17 protein-coding genes are annotated in these 17,402 nt (G+C 45.3%); 7 read left to right on the forward strand and 10 right to left on the reverse strand.

Features of this window, described 5'->3' with window-relative positions:
• The first annotated feature begins 45 nt into the window (after positions 1-45).
• On the forward strand, positions 46-1,770 hold the full coding sequence (locus ACXABW_RS01500) for an SLC13 family permease (protein ID WP_457523665.1): 1,725 nt from the start codon (positions 46-48) through the stop codon (positions 1,768-1,770).
• A 22-nt stretch (positions 1,771-1,792) separates the two neighbouring features.
• Complete coding sequence (gene cysC, locus ACXABW_RS01505) at positions 1,793-2,425, forward strand: adenylyl-sulfate kinase (protein WP_457523667.1); 633 nt, start codon at positions 1,793-1,795, stop codon at positions 2,423-2,425.
• Here cysC and ACXABW_RS01510 read toward each other — a convergent pair.
• The 7 genes from ACXABW_RS01510 to ACXABW_RS01540 form a co-directional block, all read right to left on the reverse strand.
• Positions 2,413-3,315 carry a TIGR03899 family protein gene (locus ACXABW_RS01510; protein ID WP_252029178.1) on the reverse strand — a complete coding sequence of 301 codons (903 nt, stop codon included), beginning with the start codon at positions 3,313-3,315 and terminating at the stop codon, positions 2,413-2,415. The two genes, cysC and ACXABW_RS01510, sit on opposite strands and share 13 nt — an antisense overlap.
• A gap of 300 nt (positions 3,316-3,615) precedes the next feature.
• Positions 3,616-4,119 carry a DUF3299 domain-containing protein gene (locus tag ACXABW_RS01515; protein ID WP_457523670.1) on the reverse strand — a complete coding sequence of 168 codons (504 nt, stop codon included), beginning with the start codon at positions 4,117-4,119 and terminating at the stop codon, positions 3,616-3,618.
• Positions 4,120-4,130: 11 nt separating this feature from the next.
• Positions 4,131-5,390, reverse strand: coding sequence for an ABC transporter permease (locus ACXABW_RS01520; protein WP_457523672.1), 1,260 nt, complete (start codon positions 5,388-5,390; stop codon positions 4,131-4,133).
• Positions 5,387-6,085 (reverse strand): ABC transporter ATP-binding protein, encoded by a 699-nt coding sequence (locus ACXABW_RS01525; protein WP_457523674.1) that lies wholly within the window; start codon positions 6,083-6,085, stop codon positions 5,387-5,389. The genes ACXABW_RS01520 and ACXABW_RS01525 overlap by 4 nt, the downstream gene beginning before the upstream one ends.
• Before the next feature lie 67 nt (positions 6,086-6,152).
• Positions 6,153-6,842 (reverse strand): zinc uptake protein ZrgA, encoded by a 690-nt coding sequence (gene zrgA, locus ACXABW_RS01530; RefSeq protein WP_457523676.1) that lies wholly within the window; start codon positions 6,840-6,842, stop codon positions 6,153-6,155.
• A gap of 39 nt (positions 6,843-6,881) precedes the next feature.
• Positions 6,882-7,187 (reverse strand): DUF2607 family protein, encoded by a 306-nt coding sequence (locus tag ACXABW_RS01535; protein ID WP_457523678.1) that lies wholly within the window; start codon positions 7,185-7,187, stop codon positions 6,882-6,884.
• Between the two features lie 90 nt (positions 7,188-7,277).
• Positions 7,278-7,829, reverse strand: coding sequence for a YtfJ family protein (locus ACXABW_RS01540; RefSeq protein ID WP_457523679.1), 552 nt, complete (start codon positions 7,827-7,829; stop codon positions 7,278-7,280).
• A 278-nt stretch (positions 7,830-8,107) separates the two neighbouring features.
• Here ACXABW_RS01540 and ACXABW_RS01545 point away from each other — a divergent pair, with 278 nt between their 5' ends.
• A complete protein-coding gene (locus ACXABW_RS01545; RefSeq protein ID WP_252029193.1) occupies positions 8,108-8,308 on the forward strand; it encodes a DUF1107 family protein in 201 nt (66 codons plus the stop codon).
• An 18-nt stretch (positions 8,309-8,326) separates the two neighbouring features.
• Here the strand turns inward: ACXABW_RS01545 and msrA are convergent, their stop codons facing one another.
• Complete coding sequence (gene msrA / locus ACXABW_RS01550; RefSeq protein WP_457523681.1) at positions 8,327-8,956, reverse strand: peptide-methionine (S)-S-oxide reductase MsrA; 630 nt, start codon at positions 8,954-8,956, stop codon at positions 8,327-8,329.
• A 129-nt stretch (positions 8,957-9,085) separates the two neighbouring features.
• On the opposite strand from msrA, the gene tamA reads away from it, so the two are divergent.
• The 4 genes from tamA to ACXABW_RS01570 all read left to right on the forward strand — a co-directional run bounded on the left by tamA (position 9,086) and on the right by ACXABW_RS01570 (position 15,357).
• Positions 9,086-10,795: an autotransporter assembly complex protein TamA gene (gene tamA / locus ACXABW_RS01555; RefSeq protein WP_252029197.1), complete on the forward strand. Its 1,710-nt coding sequence runs from the start codon at positions 9,086-9,088 to the stop codon at positions 10,793-10,795.
• A complete protein-coding gene (tamB, locus tag ACXABW_RS01560; RefSeq protein ID WP_457523683.1) occupies positions 10,792-14,550 on the forward strand; it encodes an autotransporter assembly complex protein TamB in 3,759 nt (1,252 codons plus the stop codon). Before tamA ends, tamB begins: the two co-directional genes overlap by 4 nt.
• A gap of 35 nt (positions 14,551-14,585) precedes the next feature.
• Positions 14,586-14,933 carry a gamma-glutamylcyclotransferase family protein gene (locus ACXABW_RS01565; RefSeq protein ID WP_252029201.1) on the forward strand — a complete coding sequence of 116 codons (348 nt, stop codon included), beginning with the start codon at positions 14,586-14,588 and terminating at the stop codon, positions 14,931-14,933.
• A gap of 70 nt (positions 14,934-15,003) precedes the next feature.
• On the forward strand, positions 15,004-15,357 hold the full coding sequence (locus tag ACXABW_RS01570) for a DUF2799 domain-containing protein (RefSeq protein ID WP_457523685.1): 354 nt from the start codon (positions 15,004-15,006) through the stop codon (positions 15,355-15,357).
• Between the two features lie 49 nt (positions 15,358-15,406).
• Here ACXABW_RS01570 and ppa read toward each other — a convergent pair whose 3' ends face one another.
• Complete coding sequence (gene ppa / locus ACXABW_RS01575) at positions 15,407-15,934, reverse strand: inorganic diphosphatase (protein ID WP_252029205.1); 528 nt, start codon at positions 15,932-15,934, stop codon at positions 15,407-15,409.
• 229 nt (positions 15,935-16,163) lie between these two features.
• A complete protein-coding gene (fbp, locus tag ACXABW_RS01580; RefSeq protein WP_457523687.1) occupies positions 16,164-17,177 on the reverse strand; it encodes a class 1 fructose-bisphosphatase in 1,014 nt (337 codons plus the stop codon).
• Positions 17,178-17,402 lie beyond the last annotated feature (225 nt).

Below are 17,402 nucleotides of genomic sequence, written 5' to 3' on the forward strand. Positions count from 1 at the left end.
ATAGCATTGCGGAGCTGAGAAAGCTCCGCTAGTTAAGGATGAGTTATGTGGGAACAGGGATTTGTGTTGGCGATGCTTCTTGTCATCATCACATGCTTAATTGTCACCAAGATTAAACCAAGCTTTATTTTTGCAGGTACTGCATTTGTGGCTTTTCTGGTCGGGACAATAGAGCTAAACACGATCGCATCGAATTTCACTAACTCATCTTTACTGACTCTAGTACTGCTAATTTTAGCCTCAAGTGCCTTGGAGAAAACGCGCTTGATTAGCTGGGTTAGCCAGTCTATATCTGATGGTAAGTTAGGGGTTGTCGTGGCTAAATTGGGTCTCTCTACAGCCATTCTTTCTTCCTTTACCAATAATACTGCCGTAGTGGTTTCGTTAATTGGTGCCATCAAACGCAATCCCAAACACGCTCCCTCCAAGTTACTCATCCCGCTTTCTTATGCGGCAATTTTTGGTGGTACGCTTACGTTAATAGGCACCTCAACCAACCTCATCATTAATAGTTTTGTTGAAGATGCGGGCTTACCAAGCTTAACGTTCTTTACTCCAACTCTCATCGGCCTCGCTGTTCTGGTTGGGGGAGTACTCATACTTATCCCAATGAGCTACTTGCTTCCGAGTTATGATGAGCAAGGGCAAGATGAACTGCCCTATTTCTTGGAAGCCCGGGTTGAACCTGGCTCCCCACTCGTTGGAAAAAGTATTGCAGAAAACAATTTACGGGCGCTTAGAAAGCTGTTTTTAGCCGAAGTTGTCCGTGATGGACAAAGCTTACCGTCGGTAGAGCCAGACTTCGTGCTCAAAGAGAAAGATCGGCTGCTGTTTTGTGGGGACATCGAAAGTGTTACGACCCTGCAGGAAATCCAAGGGTTAACCTTTTTTGGTCAGCATCATCTTAATGGTCAGGGCTTTATCGAGGTCATCGTCAGTTCTTCGGCCAGTTTTTGCAACAAGACATTGAAGTCTAGTCACTTTCGTGACCGCTTTGATGCTGTAGTAGTGGCGATTCGTCGCGGGCATGAGAGGCTAGAAGGTGGCCTAGGGAACATTGCTCTGGAAGCTGGAGACACTTTAGTTCTAGTGCCTGGAAAGCGTTTTGAAGCAGAACGAAGAGCGCACCGAAAAGAGTTCGTTTGGGTCAATAATCTTGACTCAAGTGCCAAGCTTGACAGTAGTAAGTCAACCATGGTGCTTTTAGGGTTTGCATTGACTATCGGCTTAGCCTTACTGGGGTTAGTTCCCATTATTAAAGGGCTAGCGGTTTATCTGATCGCTTTGCTCGCGTTTGGAATTGTGCAAGTGAGCGAGCTTAGACGGCGTTTCCCGACCGATATTGTTGTCATAGTTGGTTCGGCGCTTTCTATTGCACAGCTCATGCTATCGAGTGGGTTGTCGATGAGAATGGGCGAAATGTTTATGCAGGCCTTTAATGGTTGGGGGGTGTTTGGCGCCTTAGTCGCAACATATCTAATGACCCTAATTCTCACTGAGTTGGTGACTAACAACGCGGCCGCCGCTTTAGCTTTTCCCATTGGTTATAGTATGGCGTTGGGATACGGCGTTGATCCTATGCCTTTTATTATGGCTGTTTTGTTTGGTGCTAGTGCTAGCTTTATTTCTCCTTATGGGTATCAAACCAACTTGCTGGTATACAGCGTTGGCAATTACCGATTGGCTGACTACATCCGTATTGGTATCCCTATATCAATAGTTTACTCAGTGCTTGTACTTGGGTTGATCCCTCTATTTTTCCCGTATTGATTTGAAGTTTAAGGAATAAACTATGACTACAGTAACATCTGCTAAAGATGAAAACATTGTTTGGCACAAGCATGTTATCGACAAAGGATTTCGAGCTAACCTTAAAAAACAAAAACCAGCAGTGCTTTGGTTTACTGGGTTGTCTGGCGCAGGGAAATCTACCGTAGCTGGAGCGCTTGAAAACCGACTCGCAGAGCTTGGGTATCATACATACCTACTTGATGGCGATAACGTACGTCATGGATTGTGTAGTGACCTTGGTTTTTCAGATCAAGATCGCCGTGAGAACATTAGACGGATAGGAGAACTTGCGAAGCTGATGGCTGATGCTGGGCTGATTGTGTTATCTGCTTTTATTTCCCCGCACCGAACAGAGCGCCAATTGGTTAGAGATATGTTACCAGAAGGAGAGTTCATCGAAGTGTTTGTGAATACCGCACTTGATGTATGCGAGCAACGTGATCCTAAAGGACTTTATCAGAAGGCTAGAGCGGGAGAAATCTCGAACTTCACTGGAATCGATTCTGAGTATCAAGTACCAGAAAACCCTGAGATTGACCTTCCCGCGGGAGAAAAGTCAATCGAAGAGCTAGTTGAGTTGTGTATGGAGGAGTTAGAGTCGAGAGAGATCATTGCTCTACGTCAAACCGTATGATGAATTGAGCTGTTAGCTTCAGTGTGCACAGTAAACTTTTGGCTAAGCACAGCAATCATTTGATCATAATATTGGCTGTTGGGCTTATTACCCAACAGTTTACACAGCTCATTTCCTGTCGGGCTAAATCGGTAATATAGCAGCCTGACCCCTTTGGTTTGAGCCTGTAGCGATAGTGTTTTGCCTTGATACGTGAGTGGCAATGGCGGTTCGACTTCAATTTCTCCTGATTCGAGCTCGGTACCATGTAGTAGGCCCAATTCGATCAAAACAAGTAAGCTAGAGTAGGGCAATTGATAATTGCCGATGTTGATAGCGCTAGTGGTATCACGCTTACCAAAGTGAAAAATACCACCTCTCGCTTTAAAACCGATTAGTAGCTTACGGCTATTGTCACTGCCGAAGCTACAGGCTAATGCTGCGGCGCGTTGTAAGGTTTGAGCTTCTTTCGGGCTCATGTCCTGAAGGACTTTTAGAGCTTTCATTGATGTAGACCCAGGGTTCGTTACTTCCCTTTTTAGTACTTGGGCCCACAAACGTTGCATCGCAGGGTTGTGGATCTCCTGTGCCATATCGAAAAAACGATATAACCAATCTTTGTCTGGTTCCCCAGCTGTCTCATCTCGACAAGACTGATGAGTTGCTTTCAGAATTTGTTCCAGATTTTGTTGACGTTGTTCACGTCGCTTACGTTCTCGAAGCAATGCTCTGTCTAGCGTCGACTTCTCCGGTGCTTCACTTTGCAGCAGCGCATCAAGGCCATAAGTCTGAGCAATATTGATCACTCGACTCGCGCTATCTTTAATGTAGCTTGATTTCTTTTCGTGGCTTTTCTTGGATTGCGTCGCACCTTCGTGCTCTATTACAACGGGCTTGTTTTCCTGCGCCATGTTAGCTCCAACTCAGTAAGCTTTTGGATTCACTGGTTAAAATGTAACTCGGAAACCGATTGCCTGCCACACAAAGGTTGTGAGCCCGCTTTAAAAATGGCTATCACGAATGATAATAATTTGTTAAAATTGTTACTTGTGTAAGTGAGGGCTTATGAAGTATTTGAATGAGAATAAACTGAAAAAGCACCTGTCAATCGCATTACTATTACTAGTTTACCTAGGGGTTCTAGCGTATTTATCTAAATACATTTCGTAGAGCAGTGGATTAACAAGGTGCTTTGATTATATAACTAGTTGTTACATATCATCATATTCAGCGATAGCTGTACCCTCGATGATATAAGCTGTTTCAGCCAATTCATGGTTAAACGTTTCTGTTTTTAACTTTCCAATCACATATATAACATCCCAAAGTTGCTGAACTGGCGCACCTTCTGGGAATTTCACGTAAATGATTTGGTTTGGTGGTGGCGGTGGCACATGGATACATGCCCCAAAGTAAGGCACCAATAAGAATTCCGTTACGATGTTTTCATCCCCTTCAAGTGGGATAACAAAGCCTGGAATTTTAACCGTACTACCGTTGAGTTCTGGTCTTACACTACCTACCTTAGATTGCGCCATGGTGGCGCCAGAGTGGTCAATCGCCGGCATGCCTATTGCGTCAAATTGATTACGTTCATGTTCTGGGACAAGGTCTATCCAATCCAGAGTGAGTACGTCTTCGCTACTACTGGCTTGAGCCAGAGCTGGAAAAAGCGAGGTTAAGATAACTAAGACATAGAGTGTCATTGTTTTCATATTTGTGCTTCCTAGATTCTAATGGTCATACCGTCGCTCAGAGATTGGCGGTAAGCTCTAAATGCTGGGATGAAACCTATAATAATACCAGCTAATTGTACAAACCCTAGAAGCATCCATTCGTGAGCCGTTATACCTGTGAGCGCGATGTTGATTCCATATTGCTGAGAAATTATCGGTTGAGCGATACTAAGAATCAAATAGACTCCAGCGATACCCGTGATAATGCCGGCGAACGTTAAAGCACTTGCTTCACTAATCAGTAACGCGAAGACATGCTTTGGCCTAGCGCCCATCGCTCTGAGTATCGCCATCTCACGGCGCCGTTCTTGCAGGCTAGTGAGTAGGCTACTTAGCATTCCGAGCAGTCCTGCGATGACTACAAAAATAGATACCGCCATCAGTGCTTGTTCTGCCACTGACATCATGCCCCATAATTCATGTAGGGCTATGCCTGGTAATATCGCGCTTAGAGGTTCTTTGTTGTAGGTATTGATTTGGCGTTGTAGAGCAAAGGTTTGGATTTTTGATTTCAATCCAAGCATCATTGCAGTAATTTGTTTCACTTCAAAACGATGGCTTTCGAGTTGCTCTGCTGTGGGGGTTGGCCCAAGGCGAGCGCCAGACTCCCAGCCCACATGAATGGCTTCGATCGCCTCGAGCGATACGTGAACGGTTTTGTCTACGGGTGTCCCGGTCGGTGCTAGAATCCCTACCACCTTAAATGGAAGGTTATCGTGTCGACTAAATCCGACATCACTGATCCCATGGGCGATGATCATTTCAGAACCAATATCATAGCCTAACGACTTTGCGACATCAGAGCCGATAACACCTTCAAATAAACTGTTGAACTCTCGGCCTTTTGCAAATGTGAGAGGTTGCTTTTGCCCATATTTGAAATGCTCAAAATAACTGTGATTGGTGCCCATGACGCGGAAGCCACGGTGCGAATCACCCAGTGAGATTGGAATTGCCCAGTCTACTGCAGGGTGTTGACTAAACTCTTGGTAACTTTTCCAGTCGATATTGTTGGTCGCATTTCCGATACGAAACACTGAATAAAGCAGTAGGTTAACTTGGCCTGAACGTCCACCAACAATGAGATCGGTACCAGAAATAGTATTGGCAAAGCTACTTTTAGCCTGAGTTCGAATCCGTTCTACCCCCATGAGTAGAATGACGGAAATCGCAACGGTTAAGATGGTGAGAATCGCAGTCGCTTTTCTATTGGTCGCACTCTTCCATGCTAAATTTGCTATCGCTTTCATTGTGCCGCTCCTGCTTGGTTGAGATCGCGAAGATTGATACTGCGATTAAATAGAGGTTCCAAAGTGGGATCGTGGCTAACAAAAATAAGCGTCGATTGAGCTTGGTTTGCTTGCTCCATAAGAAGCTCAATAAATGCAGTACGATTATCATGATCCAGCGCCGAGGTTGGTTCGTCAGCAATCACTAGTCTAGGTGAACCCATCAGAGCTCTGGCGGCGGCGACTCGTTGTTGTTGTCCGATACTGAGCTCGACGACCGGTTTATCAAGCAGATCTGGAGATAAGTGCAAGCGTTCCAGTAGCAGCCGAGCGGTATTTGAAGGTGTATCGGTGAGTTTAGTTTGTCTTTGTGTTGAAAACTGGCATGGCAGAACAACGTTATCCACCACGTTTAAATAAGGCAGTAGGTTAAACTGCTGGAAGATATAGCCTATATTATCTGCCCTGAATTTATCTCGCTGACGAGCGCTCAACTGAGATAAGTCTGTCCCTAAAATTTCTATGCGTCCCTGCTGACATTCATTAATTCCGGTCAGTAAGCTGAGTAAAGTCGATTTACCACAGCCACTAGGCCCTTTAATGAAAACGTGCTCCCCTTGCTCGATAGTCAGTGCGGGAATATCTAGTATAGCCTGCTGAGCATTTGGCCAAGTAAATTTCAGCTCACTCAATGTGACCACGGGTTGATTTGTCATAGCGTAGATTCCAAAGCTTTGATTGCTAGCCTTAGCAGCGAATTTCGCTGCTAAGGCTTAATGGAAATTAAAGAGAGATTGAAGCGTTACCTTTCGACAATTTTGTTGCGGTTTGGGCATTGTCGGTCAGTAGGTTAACACTGATTGACTCAGTCGTTGGGAAGTGGTTAAACCATTGAGTATCAATAGACTTTAATTTGTCTAAGTTGTCGCAGTGGTAATGATATTCCACGGTAAATGAGCCGTGACCATCGTGGTGTTCATCGTGGTCATGATGTCCATGATCGTCGTGCTTATCATGGTGTCCATGATCGTCATGCTTATCGTGGTGCCCATGGTTGTCATGGTCATCATGATGGTCATGCTTTTCGTGGTCGTGGTCGTGGTCGTGGTCGTGGTCGTGGTTGTGGTCGTGATCGCTATGGTCGTCACCGCCCAAAGTATGGCTGACCGATGCAGTCTCGATATGGCAGTTGGCTGCGCTAGTTAAGGTGATTACATTGTTTGCTTGTTCAAGCTTTGCAATGGTATCGCTCATCAGTGCTTTCTGCTCTTCATTCTTGGGAGCGTGCTCAAAACCTACTACGTCTGCACCAGGTGCAGTAAACTCCATCAATAGCTCATTGCCGTCCTGAACAATATTGAGCTCGACATGACCATGGGCGTGGGCGTCATGTTGTCTAAATCCTTCCTCGGCGAAAACAGAAGTGCTTAGTGCTAACCCGATTAATGCCGCTAATGGTGTTTTTGTATTCATTGATTGTTTCCTCAGTACTCAAATAGTTATAAAAAATCATTATGTTAAAAGAGTAGTCAGAAATGGCGGAGAGCGGGCTAGGTATGCGTAATATGGCTCAGAACCATCAATAGCATGACGCTTCTCTTTTTGGAGAATACACCGATAACTCGGTGTTAATGTTGGAGCTGTTGGCGTGACAGCACCATGCACGGCAGAAAACTGCTCACACTGGTGGTGTGCATGGTGGCTCGGAATAAAGTCATATTGGTGCTGAACAGATGCAAAGCCTAGCCAGAGCGTTAAAGCTATGGTATTGAATGCGATTAAGCGAAAAGAGTTCTTGCAATGCCGAAGGGTAGACACAACCAATCACCAATAAAACAACGAAGTGTTATAATATAACAACGGATGTTGGTTGTGTCAGGCGTTTATTAAAACATTGACGTCAAAGGGCTAAAGGTTCGCTTTGACAAGTTCCAGCACAGAAGCGATTTGGGCGTCATCGAGTGCACCCTCGTGGACAAATAGAACTTTACCTTGTTTGTCTTGAACAACAATTGCTGAAGACTCTTCTTGTAAGCCCCAAGAGCTGGCAACGACACCGGATTCATCCAATACCATGGAAGACCAAGGGAATTCTTGTTTACTATCTTCTGCTGAAGACTTAACAAAAGACCCCGTCCCCCACATTGCATCATCTTGATTAATGATAGTGGTGGTTTGGTAATCAGATTCTGAGAATTTAGCTGCAGTGATGGCTTGCATGAGGGGCGCGTTCATTTCCTTTGAGCTACTGCGGCCCGCAATCGCCTGTATAACTCGAACTTTGCCAAGCATCTCGGCATTACTCCAGCTTTGATAGGTTGTGTCGTCTCCGCTGATTAGGATCTCTCCGTATTTATCTACTTTCACGTCAGGAACGGTCTGACCAATAGATAAGTTGTGAGCGAGAACTGTTAGTGGAGAGCAAGCAAGTAGGGTTGCTATTAATAGTTTATGTTTCATTATTATCTTCCTTATTTAGCGCGTAAAACTCACTCTTTCTGAATAGTTATTAGCTACCCATATGAGTTAAATTTCAGCGTTAACAAGTATAACCCGATTTTTGTAACATAATACAGCCACCTCGCTCCTTGCCGTTAAGTCTCAATTAGAGAATATTTTGGTTGAAGCATAACTATTCAAGACTATAATATCGCTATCTAGGGGGAAATTGGATTCACTCCCTGTGAAGTCTCTCAGGAAGAAGAGATTGTTGTACCGCAAAAGGATATTGAGGTTTTATGCTGCGCGAATTTACTATCTATCGCCCACGTCAGGTGGCACGTTTCGTTAAAACCCTTTTTAAAGGGCAATTCACTATCGCCGGAATTGGCGAATTTCAGTTTGATAACGGGAAGGTTCTACTCCCCGATACCACAGACCTGCAAAAGATGACCGTATTTAAAGAGATTAATGGCGTCATTGCGACTATGCAGGCATAGACTTCTACTATCTCGGAACTATTCTGGTGGGAAGCACACACCAGTGCCACCTAATCCACAATACCCGTTAGGGTTTTTGGCAAGGTACTGCTGATGATAGGTTTCTGCCAGATAGTACTTGCCGGCAGGCAATATTTCAGTAGTGATGGTCCCTTGTTTTTGTTCGGTTAGCAAAGCTTGATAGGTTTCTTTGCTTTGCTCTGAAATGGTTAACTGCTCTTGGTCGTAAACATAGATGGCAGAGCGATATTGAGTGCCTAAGTCGTTGCCTTGGCGCATTCCTTGGCTAGGATCATGGCGTTCCCAGAAAACATTCAGTAGTTGTCTGAGTGGTAAAACTTGAGGATCGAAAACGACGCGTACCACTTCGGTATGGCCGGTTTGCCCTGAGCACACTTCTTCATAAGTCGGGTTGCGAGTATAGCCACCAGAGTAACCAACCGAAGTCGATACCACACCATCTAGTTGCCAGAACAATCGCTCAGCTCCCCAGAAGCAGCCCATACCAAATAAAATTTCTTGGCAACCATTTTCAGGAGGTGCGGTCAAACTAGAATGATTGACATAATGGACATCATCAACAATGAGCGCCTGCTCTCGCCCTGGTAACGCTTGGTCGGCGGTGATCATTATCTGCTTTTGTTTCATTGTGGATTTCCTTATTGCGATGATTTTAACAGTAGACCGCTTAATTAACTGATTTCATACAGACTTCAATAAATAATGTCGGTATTATTTCTACTACTTCCGTAACCCTAGATTTGCCTTAATAGAAGCATGATAAGAAAGCCATTACCAGTTTTACTCGCCTTCCTTGGCATGCCTGTTAGCGCCGCTGGTGTTGAGCTATCTATTGAAGGTTTGTCGGGCGCCCTGCAAGATAATGTTGATGCTTATCTGGTCTCTATTCCTGAAGAAGAATATTCCACAAGCTTACGTTTTCAATCTCGAATTGAACGAACTATCACAGAGGCATTAAACGCTTTAGGTTATTACCACCCAACGATTGATTTTACTGTCGCGGAAAGTGGCGATGAACTGATAGCCACCGTAACGCCTGGTGAGCCGGTGCGTATCAAACTGGTGGACATAGTGGTGACTGGCGAAGCGGAAAATGACGACTCGTTTACTAACCTTATAAAACGCAGCGGCCTTAAAGAAGGGCGCAGATTAAATCATGGGGCGTACGATGCATTGAAGTCAGGTATGCGTAATTTGGCTTTGCAGAGAGGGTATTTCAATGGCCAGTTTGAGCAAAGCAAATTGGAAGTCGTTCCTGAGCTTAATCAAGCGTTTGTTCGTTTACATTACGATAGTGGTAAGCGGTTCCATTTTGGCGAGACCTCGGTAAAGGGCAGCCAGATTGAAGAAGATCGGGTTCAATCGCTACAGCCTTACAAAAAAGGCGAACCTTATCTTGCATCCAAAGTTGGTGAATACAACCAGAACCTATCCAATACGGATTGGTTCTCATCTGTGTTTGTTGAACCTGATCTAGAGTCGCTTGGCGATGATCGTGAGCTACCGATGAAGGTCTCCCTAGCGCCTCAAGCGCAGAATAAAATCGAAACGGGTTTGGGCTACTCAACGGATGTTGGGGTGAGAGGCACATTGAAGTGGAAAAAGCCGTGGGTGAATGAACGAGGCCACAGCTTCGATAGTAGCTTTTCACTTTCCGCTCCAGAACAAACTATTACAGCGGGGTATAAAATCCCGTTGGAAGACGTACTGCATGAGTTTTATCAAGTCCAGTACGGCATGAAAAATGTCGATAACCGCGATACTAAAAGTTTGGAATCGAACCTTTCACTAGAGAGGCATTGGCTGGTGGATGATGGCTGGAATAAAACAGTGCGTGTCCGTTACCTGATCGAAAACTATACCCAAGGCTTGCAAGACGATGTTGGCCAGTTCGTACTGCCAGGTGTGTCATTTACCCGTACTCGAGTACGAGGAGGAGCGATGCCTTCTTGGGGTGACCGTCAGACATTGACTTTTGAATACGGTGACTCCGCGGCCTTATCGGAAACTCGAGTGTTTCGTGTATTAGGTGGTTCTTCTTGGATTCGTAGTGTGGGGCGCAATCATCGCGGATTACTGCGAATGGAAGGGGGCGCCAACATAACGGATGAATTTACCAAGCTCTCTCCTTCATTACGTTTCTTTGCTGGTGGCGATAACAGCCTGCGAGGTTACGGCTATGAGTCGATATCCCCGACCGATGAAAGTGGTGCATTGACCGGTGCTAAGTACATTTTTACCAGTACGTTAGAGTATCAATATCGTGTCACGGGTAATTGGTGGGGCGCGGTGTTTTTTGATGCTGGTGATGCATTTAACGATTCTCCTGATATAAAAAGAGGTACTGGTGTGGGCGTACGCTGGGCATCACCTGTAGGTCCAATTCGGTTAGATTTCGCTTGGGGGCTAGATGCTAATAAGGGCGATGAATTTAAGGTCCACTTTACGTTAGGGCCAGAGCTATGATCAAACGCGTACTGAATTGGACCAAATGGTGCACAATCTCGCTGATTACGCTGTTAATCGTTTTGATCCTTGCCATCATTGGGCTTCTATATACTAACGCAGGCTTGAGTGTCGCCTTGTGGGGGGCACAAAAAGCCCTTCCACAATTGACGGTTGAGTCTAGCACTGGCGCGATCTTTCCACGTTTTAGCTTGAATAATGTTCGCTACCAAGATGAGTCCTTGTTTATTGATACCAAACTTAAACAGGTGACTCTAGCTATCAACCCAAGCTGCTTTCTAGAGCCGAAAGTGTGTATCACTGAACTAGCTGTAGATGGGTTGGACTTTTCTATGCCGCAACTGGCACCTTCTGAACCAGCGCCAGACTCACCCGAAAGTACCGGTAACACACGTTTCAGAATGCCAATACCTATCAATGTGGGACGTTTGGCGTTGTCTGATATCCAATTGGATATATTGGGTACTCAAGTTGGATGGCAATCATTTACGACCAGTGCTTCTATGGTTCGTCACCGACTGAGAATAGGTGATACGAATTGGCAAAATATCTATTTGGAGTTGGCCAAATCAGAGCCGAGTGAGCCTAAACCTAAAAACAGTACTGCGACGCCTCCGACGCCAATTAAACTGCCTGAAGTGTTCATTCCCATTAATGTCGATATCAAGCGTTTTGATGTAAATCAGTTCACCCTACAACAGGAGCAACCTTTAGTAGTGAACCACCTTGGCCTCGAAGGAAGTGCAGGTGACTTCAATGTCGATATACGCAGGATAGAGCTCGATATGCCCCAAGTTAGCGCTGATGCACTGGCTAAAGTTGAGCTGAAACAAGGCTATCCGTTGGAACTCGAACTTAATAGCCTGATTAAGCAAACTGATCTTAAAGGGCAAGCGATCCATTTAAGTGCATCAGGCAGTGTTGAAAAGTTACAGGCCGAAGCCGAGCTTAAAGGGGCAATTGGAGCCAAACTTGTAGCGAAATTGCAGCCTTTGCAACCAGAATTGCCATTTGACGTTCAACTGAAGCAAGGTCAAGTACAGTGGCCGATACAAGGAAAGGGTGACTACGTTGTAGAACAACTTGAACTCACCACTAAAGGGTCGCTAGAAGGTTACTCACTTGACTTAGACAGCCAAATCTCTGGAGCACAGTTACCTGATATGACCTTAACTGCCAGAGGTTATGGCACGTTATCTGATATCGATATCCAACAAATCGATCTGGCTACACTTGGCGGTCATGTTGCAGGAGCCATTAAAGCGAACTGGGATACTCCAGTAAGCTGGGCGGCAGATTTGTCCCTAAGTGATATTCAGCCAGGCTTGCAGTGGCCACAAGCCGAAGGCTCACTGAGTGGTAAGCTCGCAACAACTGGCGGGCTTACAGAACAAGGCGGTTGGCAGGTAGATTTACCCCTATTAGATATCGACGGATTGCTGCGTAATTACCCACTGAATCTTGAAGGCTCATTAAAGGCTTCCGACATCCAAGGGACAGGAGAGCTTCTCGTGACGACGCCAAAGCTGGTGCTCGCTCATGGAGAAAATAAGCTGGAAGTTGCGGGAGAGCTGGATAAAACCTGGGATATGAACGCCAAGTTGCACTTGCCTGATTTAGCTAAATCGATTCCAGATTTGTCCGGAAGAGTTGAAGGCGACGTGAAGTTAGCCGGGAAAATGCAGCAGCCTGATGTGAAGCTGGACCTACGGGCCGATGGTATTCACTGGCAGGATCAAGCTGCTCTTGAACAATTAACACTGCAAGGTAGCGTGCATACAGCCCCAAACTTAAGTGCAGATTTAACTCTTAATGCTTACCAGTTGGCGTATCAAGATCAGCTTGTCGATAGTATCAAACTGGATGTTTCCGGAGGCGAAGAGTCTCATCAGGTCGCGTTGGATGTGATATCTGAGTTGGTTTCTACCAGTTTATTGATTACTGGAAGCTTACAACAATCTCCCAGTCTTATTTGGAGTGGGCAGTTAGAAAGGCTCAGTCTCACCTCAATGCAAGGCCCTTGGCGCTTGGAACATCCGACGCTGATTACCGTCGATGTTGATAAGCAGCAAGCCAATATTGCTGCGCATTGTTGGCTACAAGCAGGCTCTTCGCTCTGCTTAGATAAAGATACAACGGTAGGTAAAAATGGTGAAGCAGCATTAAGCATCAAGCAGTTTGACTTCGCGCAGATAAAATCGCTTTTGCCACACCAAACAGAGATACAAGGCTTAGTGGATGCACAAATTTGGGCAAAGTGGGCGGAGTCTCAACCACCTGAAGTGAAAGTGAATGTGCAGCTTCCTAAAGGCCATGTTGAACAAACTATCGAGCAGCCAATCGTGCTGGGTTGGGAGAGTATTGAGCTCAATGCTGAACTCAAACAAGACCGCTTAGATGCGGATTGGATGATTGATGTAGTCGACAATGGTGATTTGTCTGGGCGTATCTCGATCCCTGATGTGCTGGCTAAAAACAAGCAAATTGACGGTGCACTCAAGCTCACTCCATTCAGCCTTGACTTCCTTTCTCCAATCGTGGGTGATTTCAGTAAGTTAAAATCCACACTCGAAACCGATGTCACGTTCAGTGGCCCGATTCTGCAGCCCAAAGTGCAAGGTCGCTTAACAGTATCGGACATCTTACTCAAAGGGGATATTTCACCGGTTGATGTGAATTCGGGCCAGCTTACGCTCGACCTGAATGGTTATGAAGCAGAGCTCAATGCGGGCATTCAAACTCCTGATGGTGAGCTTAAGTTAGCTGGTGAAGCGGATTGGCAAGATATCGAAGATTGGCGTGCTCATTTACGGGTGTTTGCCGATGAATTATTGGTCAAGGTTCCGCCTATCGTACAAGTCAAAGTTGTTCCCGATATGACGATTTCGGCGACGCCAACATTGGCCAAAATTGAAGGCGATATCGGCTTGCCTTGGGGGCGTATTGTAGTTGAAGAACTCCCACCGAATGCGGTCTCAGTTTCCAAAGACCAAGTGATTCTGGATGAATCTTTGCAGCCGGTAGATGGTAGTGGCTCGTTGCCGCTGAACATTGAAACTAACGTTAACATCACCATTGGCGATGACTTTAAATTGTCGGCGTTTGGCCTTGAGGGGGGACTAAAAGGCCAGCTCAATGTGACTCAAAAAGATAAAGGCCCATTTATTACGGGTGAAGTGAATATCGTCGATGGTTCTTACCGTTCTTTTGGTCAGGATTTGTTGATTGAAGAGGGCAAAATCTTAATGAACGGGCCTGCCGATCAGCCATATGTTGCAATCACCGCGATCCGTAATCCTGATAATACCCAAGATGATGTTACGGCTGGGGTTCGTGTTACTGGCCCTGCAGATGAACCGTCACTGACTATCTTCTCTGACCCTGCTATGCCACAAGCGAATGCGCTTTCATATCTGCTCCGTGGGCAGGATATTGACGCAGAAACGGGGGGGAACACCATGACTACCACTTTAATTGGATTGAGCTTAGCCAAGAGCGGTCGCTTAGTGGGTGAGATTGGCCAGGCGTTTGGGGTGCAAGACCTTCAACTGGATACCGCTGGTACGGGTGACGATTCTCAGGTAACGGTGAGTGGCTATGTACTCCCAGGCCTGAAAGTGCAGTATGGGGTGGGGATTTTTGAGCCTGTCGGAGAATTCACAGTACGTTACCGACTGATGACTGACTTATATGTTGAAGTGGTGTCTGGTTTAGATAACGCCGTTGATCTGCTATACCAATTTGAGTTTGACTAAAATAGTCTTGTAGCTTGGTAGCTTAGGAGGAGCAAATGCAACATTTAGTATTTGTATATGGAACGTTGAGGCAAGGCGAAGTGAATAGTCACTTACTTGCTAACAGTGAACTACTAGGGCAATTTGAAACTGGGCCTCATTACGCTTTGTTTGATTTGGGTGAGTACCCTGCGATCTCTGATGGTGAGCAGTCTATACTTGGAGAAGTCTATCGAATAGATGACACAACGCTTGCTAATCTGGATGTACTTGAAGATGTGCCTAATGAGTACCGACGATCGTCACTAGATACGCCTTTTGGTAAAGCTTGGGTATATCTCTATCAAGACGAATCAAAATTATCAGTACCCATTCAATCCGGTGATTGGTGCTATAAAGTGTGAACCTTTTCTGCGAACCAAACGTATAACAAGGCAGTGCAGTGGAATTTAAGCTAACAATTGGAGAACAACGATGAAAACTCTAATGCTAATGAGTGCTATGTTATTGACCGCATGCGCGCACAGCCCACTCCCTCTGACTGCTGAATCTTCGGGTTGGGAAGCGTTTGGAAAACAGCAAGCGCTAGATGGCCAGTTAAAAATTTCTCAGCAATCATTAGAAAAGCGAGCCGATGTTTCGGTTTGGAATCCTGATTTATACTCTGCTTACAGTATTGGGTATGAAATGGGGAAACAAGAATACTGTAGTCAAAGTGCTTATATCTTAGGGGTAAAACAAGAACGGTACCTAGGTATTTGCGATGACATCAATATCTTCTTTCAACAAGATTATGTCTCGGGGCGCCACTCCACCGCTTCTATGTAGCGATACGGTCAGCTAGAAAAGAGCCTGCTTTTAAGCAGGCTCTTTCAGTTTATTTTTGTGCACGTTCGTAAGACGATAAAATTTCGGCACGCGCTGCTTCAACATCAGCCCAACCATCGACTTTTACCCACTTACCTGATTCCAGCTCTTTATAGCGCTCAAAGAAGTGAGTGATTTGCGCTTTAAGTAACTCGGGAATGTCACCCACATCTTGGATATGGTCATATTCTTTAGATAGCTTAGAGTGCGGAACCGCAAAAACTTTCGCGTCTTCACCCGACTCATCAGTCATTTTTAATACACCAACTGGTCGGCAACGAATGACAGAGCCCGGCATCAGTGGGTGTGGTGTTGGGACGAGTACATCAACAGGATCGCCATCGAGAGACAAAGTATGGTTCACGTACCCGTAGTTACATGGATAGAACATAGGTGCAGACATAAAGCGGTCTACGAATACGGCACCTGAGTCTTTGTCGACCTCATACTTGATTGGGTCGGCATTGGCTGGGATTTCAATCACGACATAGATGTCATCTGGCAGCGATTTCCCTGCCGGTACATTATTCAAACTCATACAAATTTCCTTTTGTCATAGCTCTGAGCTGAGTAAAGCTCGTTAATGTAAGTGTAACTTTAAAACTTCAACCGAGTATAGTTATCAAATTATCGAACATGGGTAAATTATGAATTAGTCTAATCCATAGTAATTTGGTCAAGTACTCGAGTGCGCTCATGCCCTGCCATCGATAGCAATAAAAAAGGGTAAGCACTTGCTTACCCTTTTTAGTGAAATGAGTGATGGATTACTCTTCGCGATACGTTTCCATGAACTCTTCGACTTTTTTGACCATGTTTTTAGAGCCACAGAAGAACGGCACTCGTTGGTGTAGTTCAGTTGGCTTGATGTCCATGATGCGAGTCGTACCATCCGAAGCTAAACCACCGGCTTGTTCCATTAGGAATGCCATTGGGTTGCACTCATAAAGAAGGCGTAGTTTGCCGTTTGGATGACTTAAAGTGCTTGGATAAAGGTAGATACCACCTTTTAGCAGGTTGCGGTGGAAATCTGATACGAGTGAGCCAATGTAGCGTGAAGTGTAAGGGCGCTTTTCTTCAGGCACATTCTCTTGGCAGTACTTAATGTACTTTTTCACGCCCATCGGGAAGCGGATGTAGTTACCTTCGTTGATAGAGTAAATAGTACCGTCTTGAGGAATCATCATGTTTTCATGAGATAGACAGAAGGTGCCAATCGATGGGTCATAAGTAAAGCCGTTAACGCCCTTGCCAGTGGTATAAACCAGCATGGTTGAAGAACCATAAACAACATAACCGGCGGCTACTTGTTTGTTGCCAGGTTGAAGGAAGTCCTCTTCTGTTGGCGGTGTGCCTACAGGAGAAACACGGCGGTAAATCGAGAAAATCGTACCAACAGAAACGTTAACGTCGATATTGGAAGAGCCATCAAGTGGGTCCATTAGCACCACGTATTTCGCGTTCTTGTTGAGCTCTTTATTGAACGCGACAGCTTCGTCTTCTTCTTCACTAGCAACACCACAAACTTGATCACGAGCTTCAAGTGCGGCCTTAAACTTGTCGTTTGCATACACATCAAGTTTTTGCTGTTCTTCGCCTTGTACGTTATCCGTACCAACAGCACCAGTGATATCCGCTAGCCCAGCTTTGTTAATCTCTCGGTTAACAATTTTTGCAGCAAGTCGAATAGAAGACAAAAGAGATGAAAGATCACCGCTAGCGTGGGGGAAGTCCGTTTGTTTCTCAACAATGAACTCGCCAAGGGTGCGCATTTCAGACATGTTATTTCCTTAACTATCTTTGGGAGTGGGGGAGTTAGCGCAAGTGTTGGCCTCTTATTGGGCTTTGGGTGCGCATAATTGTTAGTGTATGCGCCAGATCTTATTAATGGTAATGAACTAACCGACTGAGATCTCAATTCATTTGTCGACTGTTGCTTATTTGCAAAGCTGCTCGCTTTTAATAATGAAATGGCGATAATGAGTCATTCGTTTTAAATAACCGTT

The sequence above is a fragment of the Vibrio paucivorans genome, from assembly GCF_054053395.1.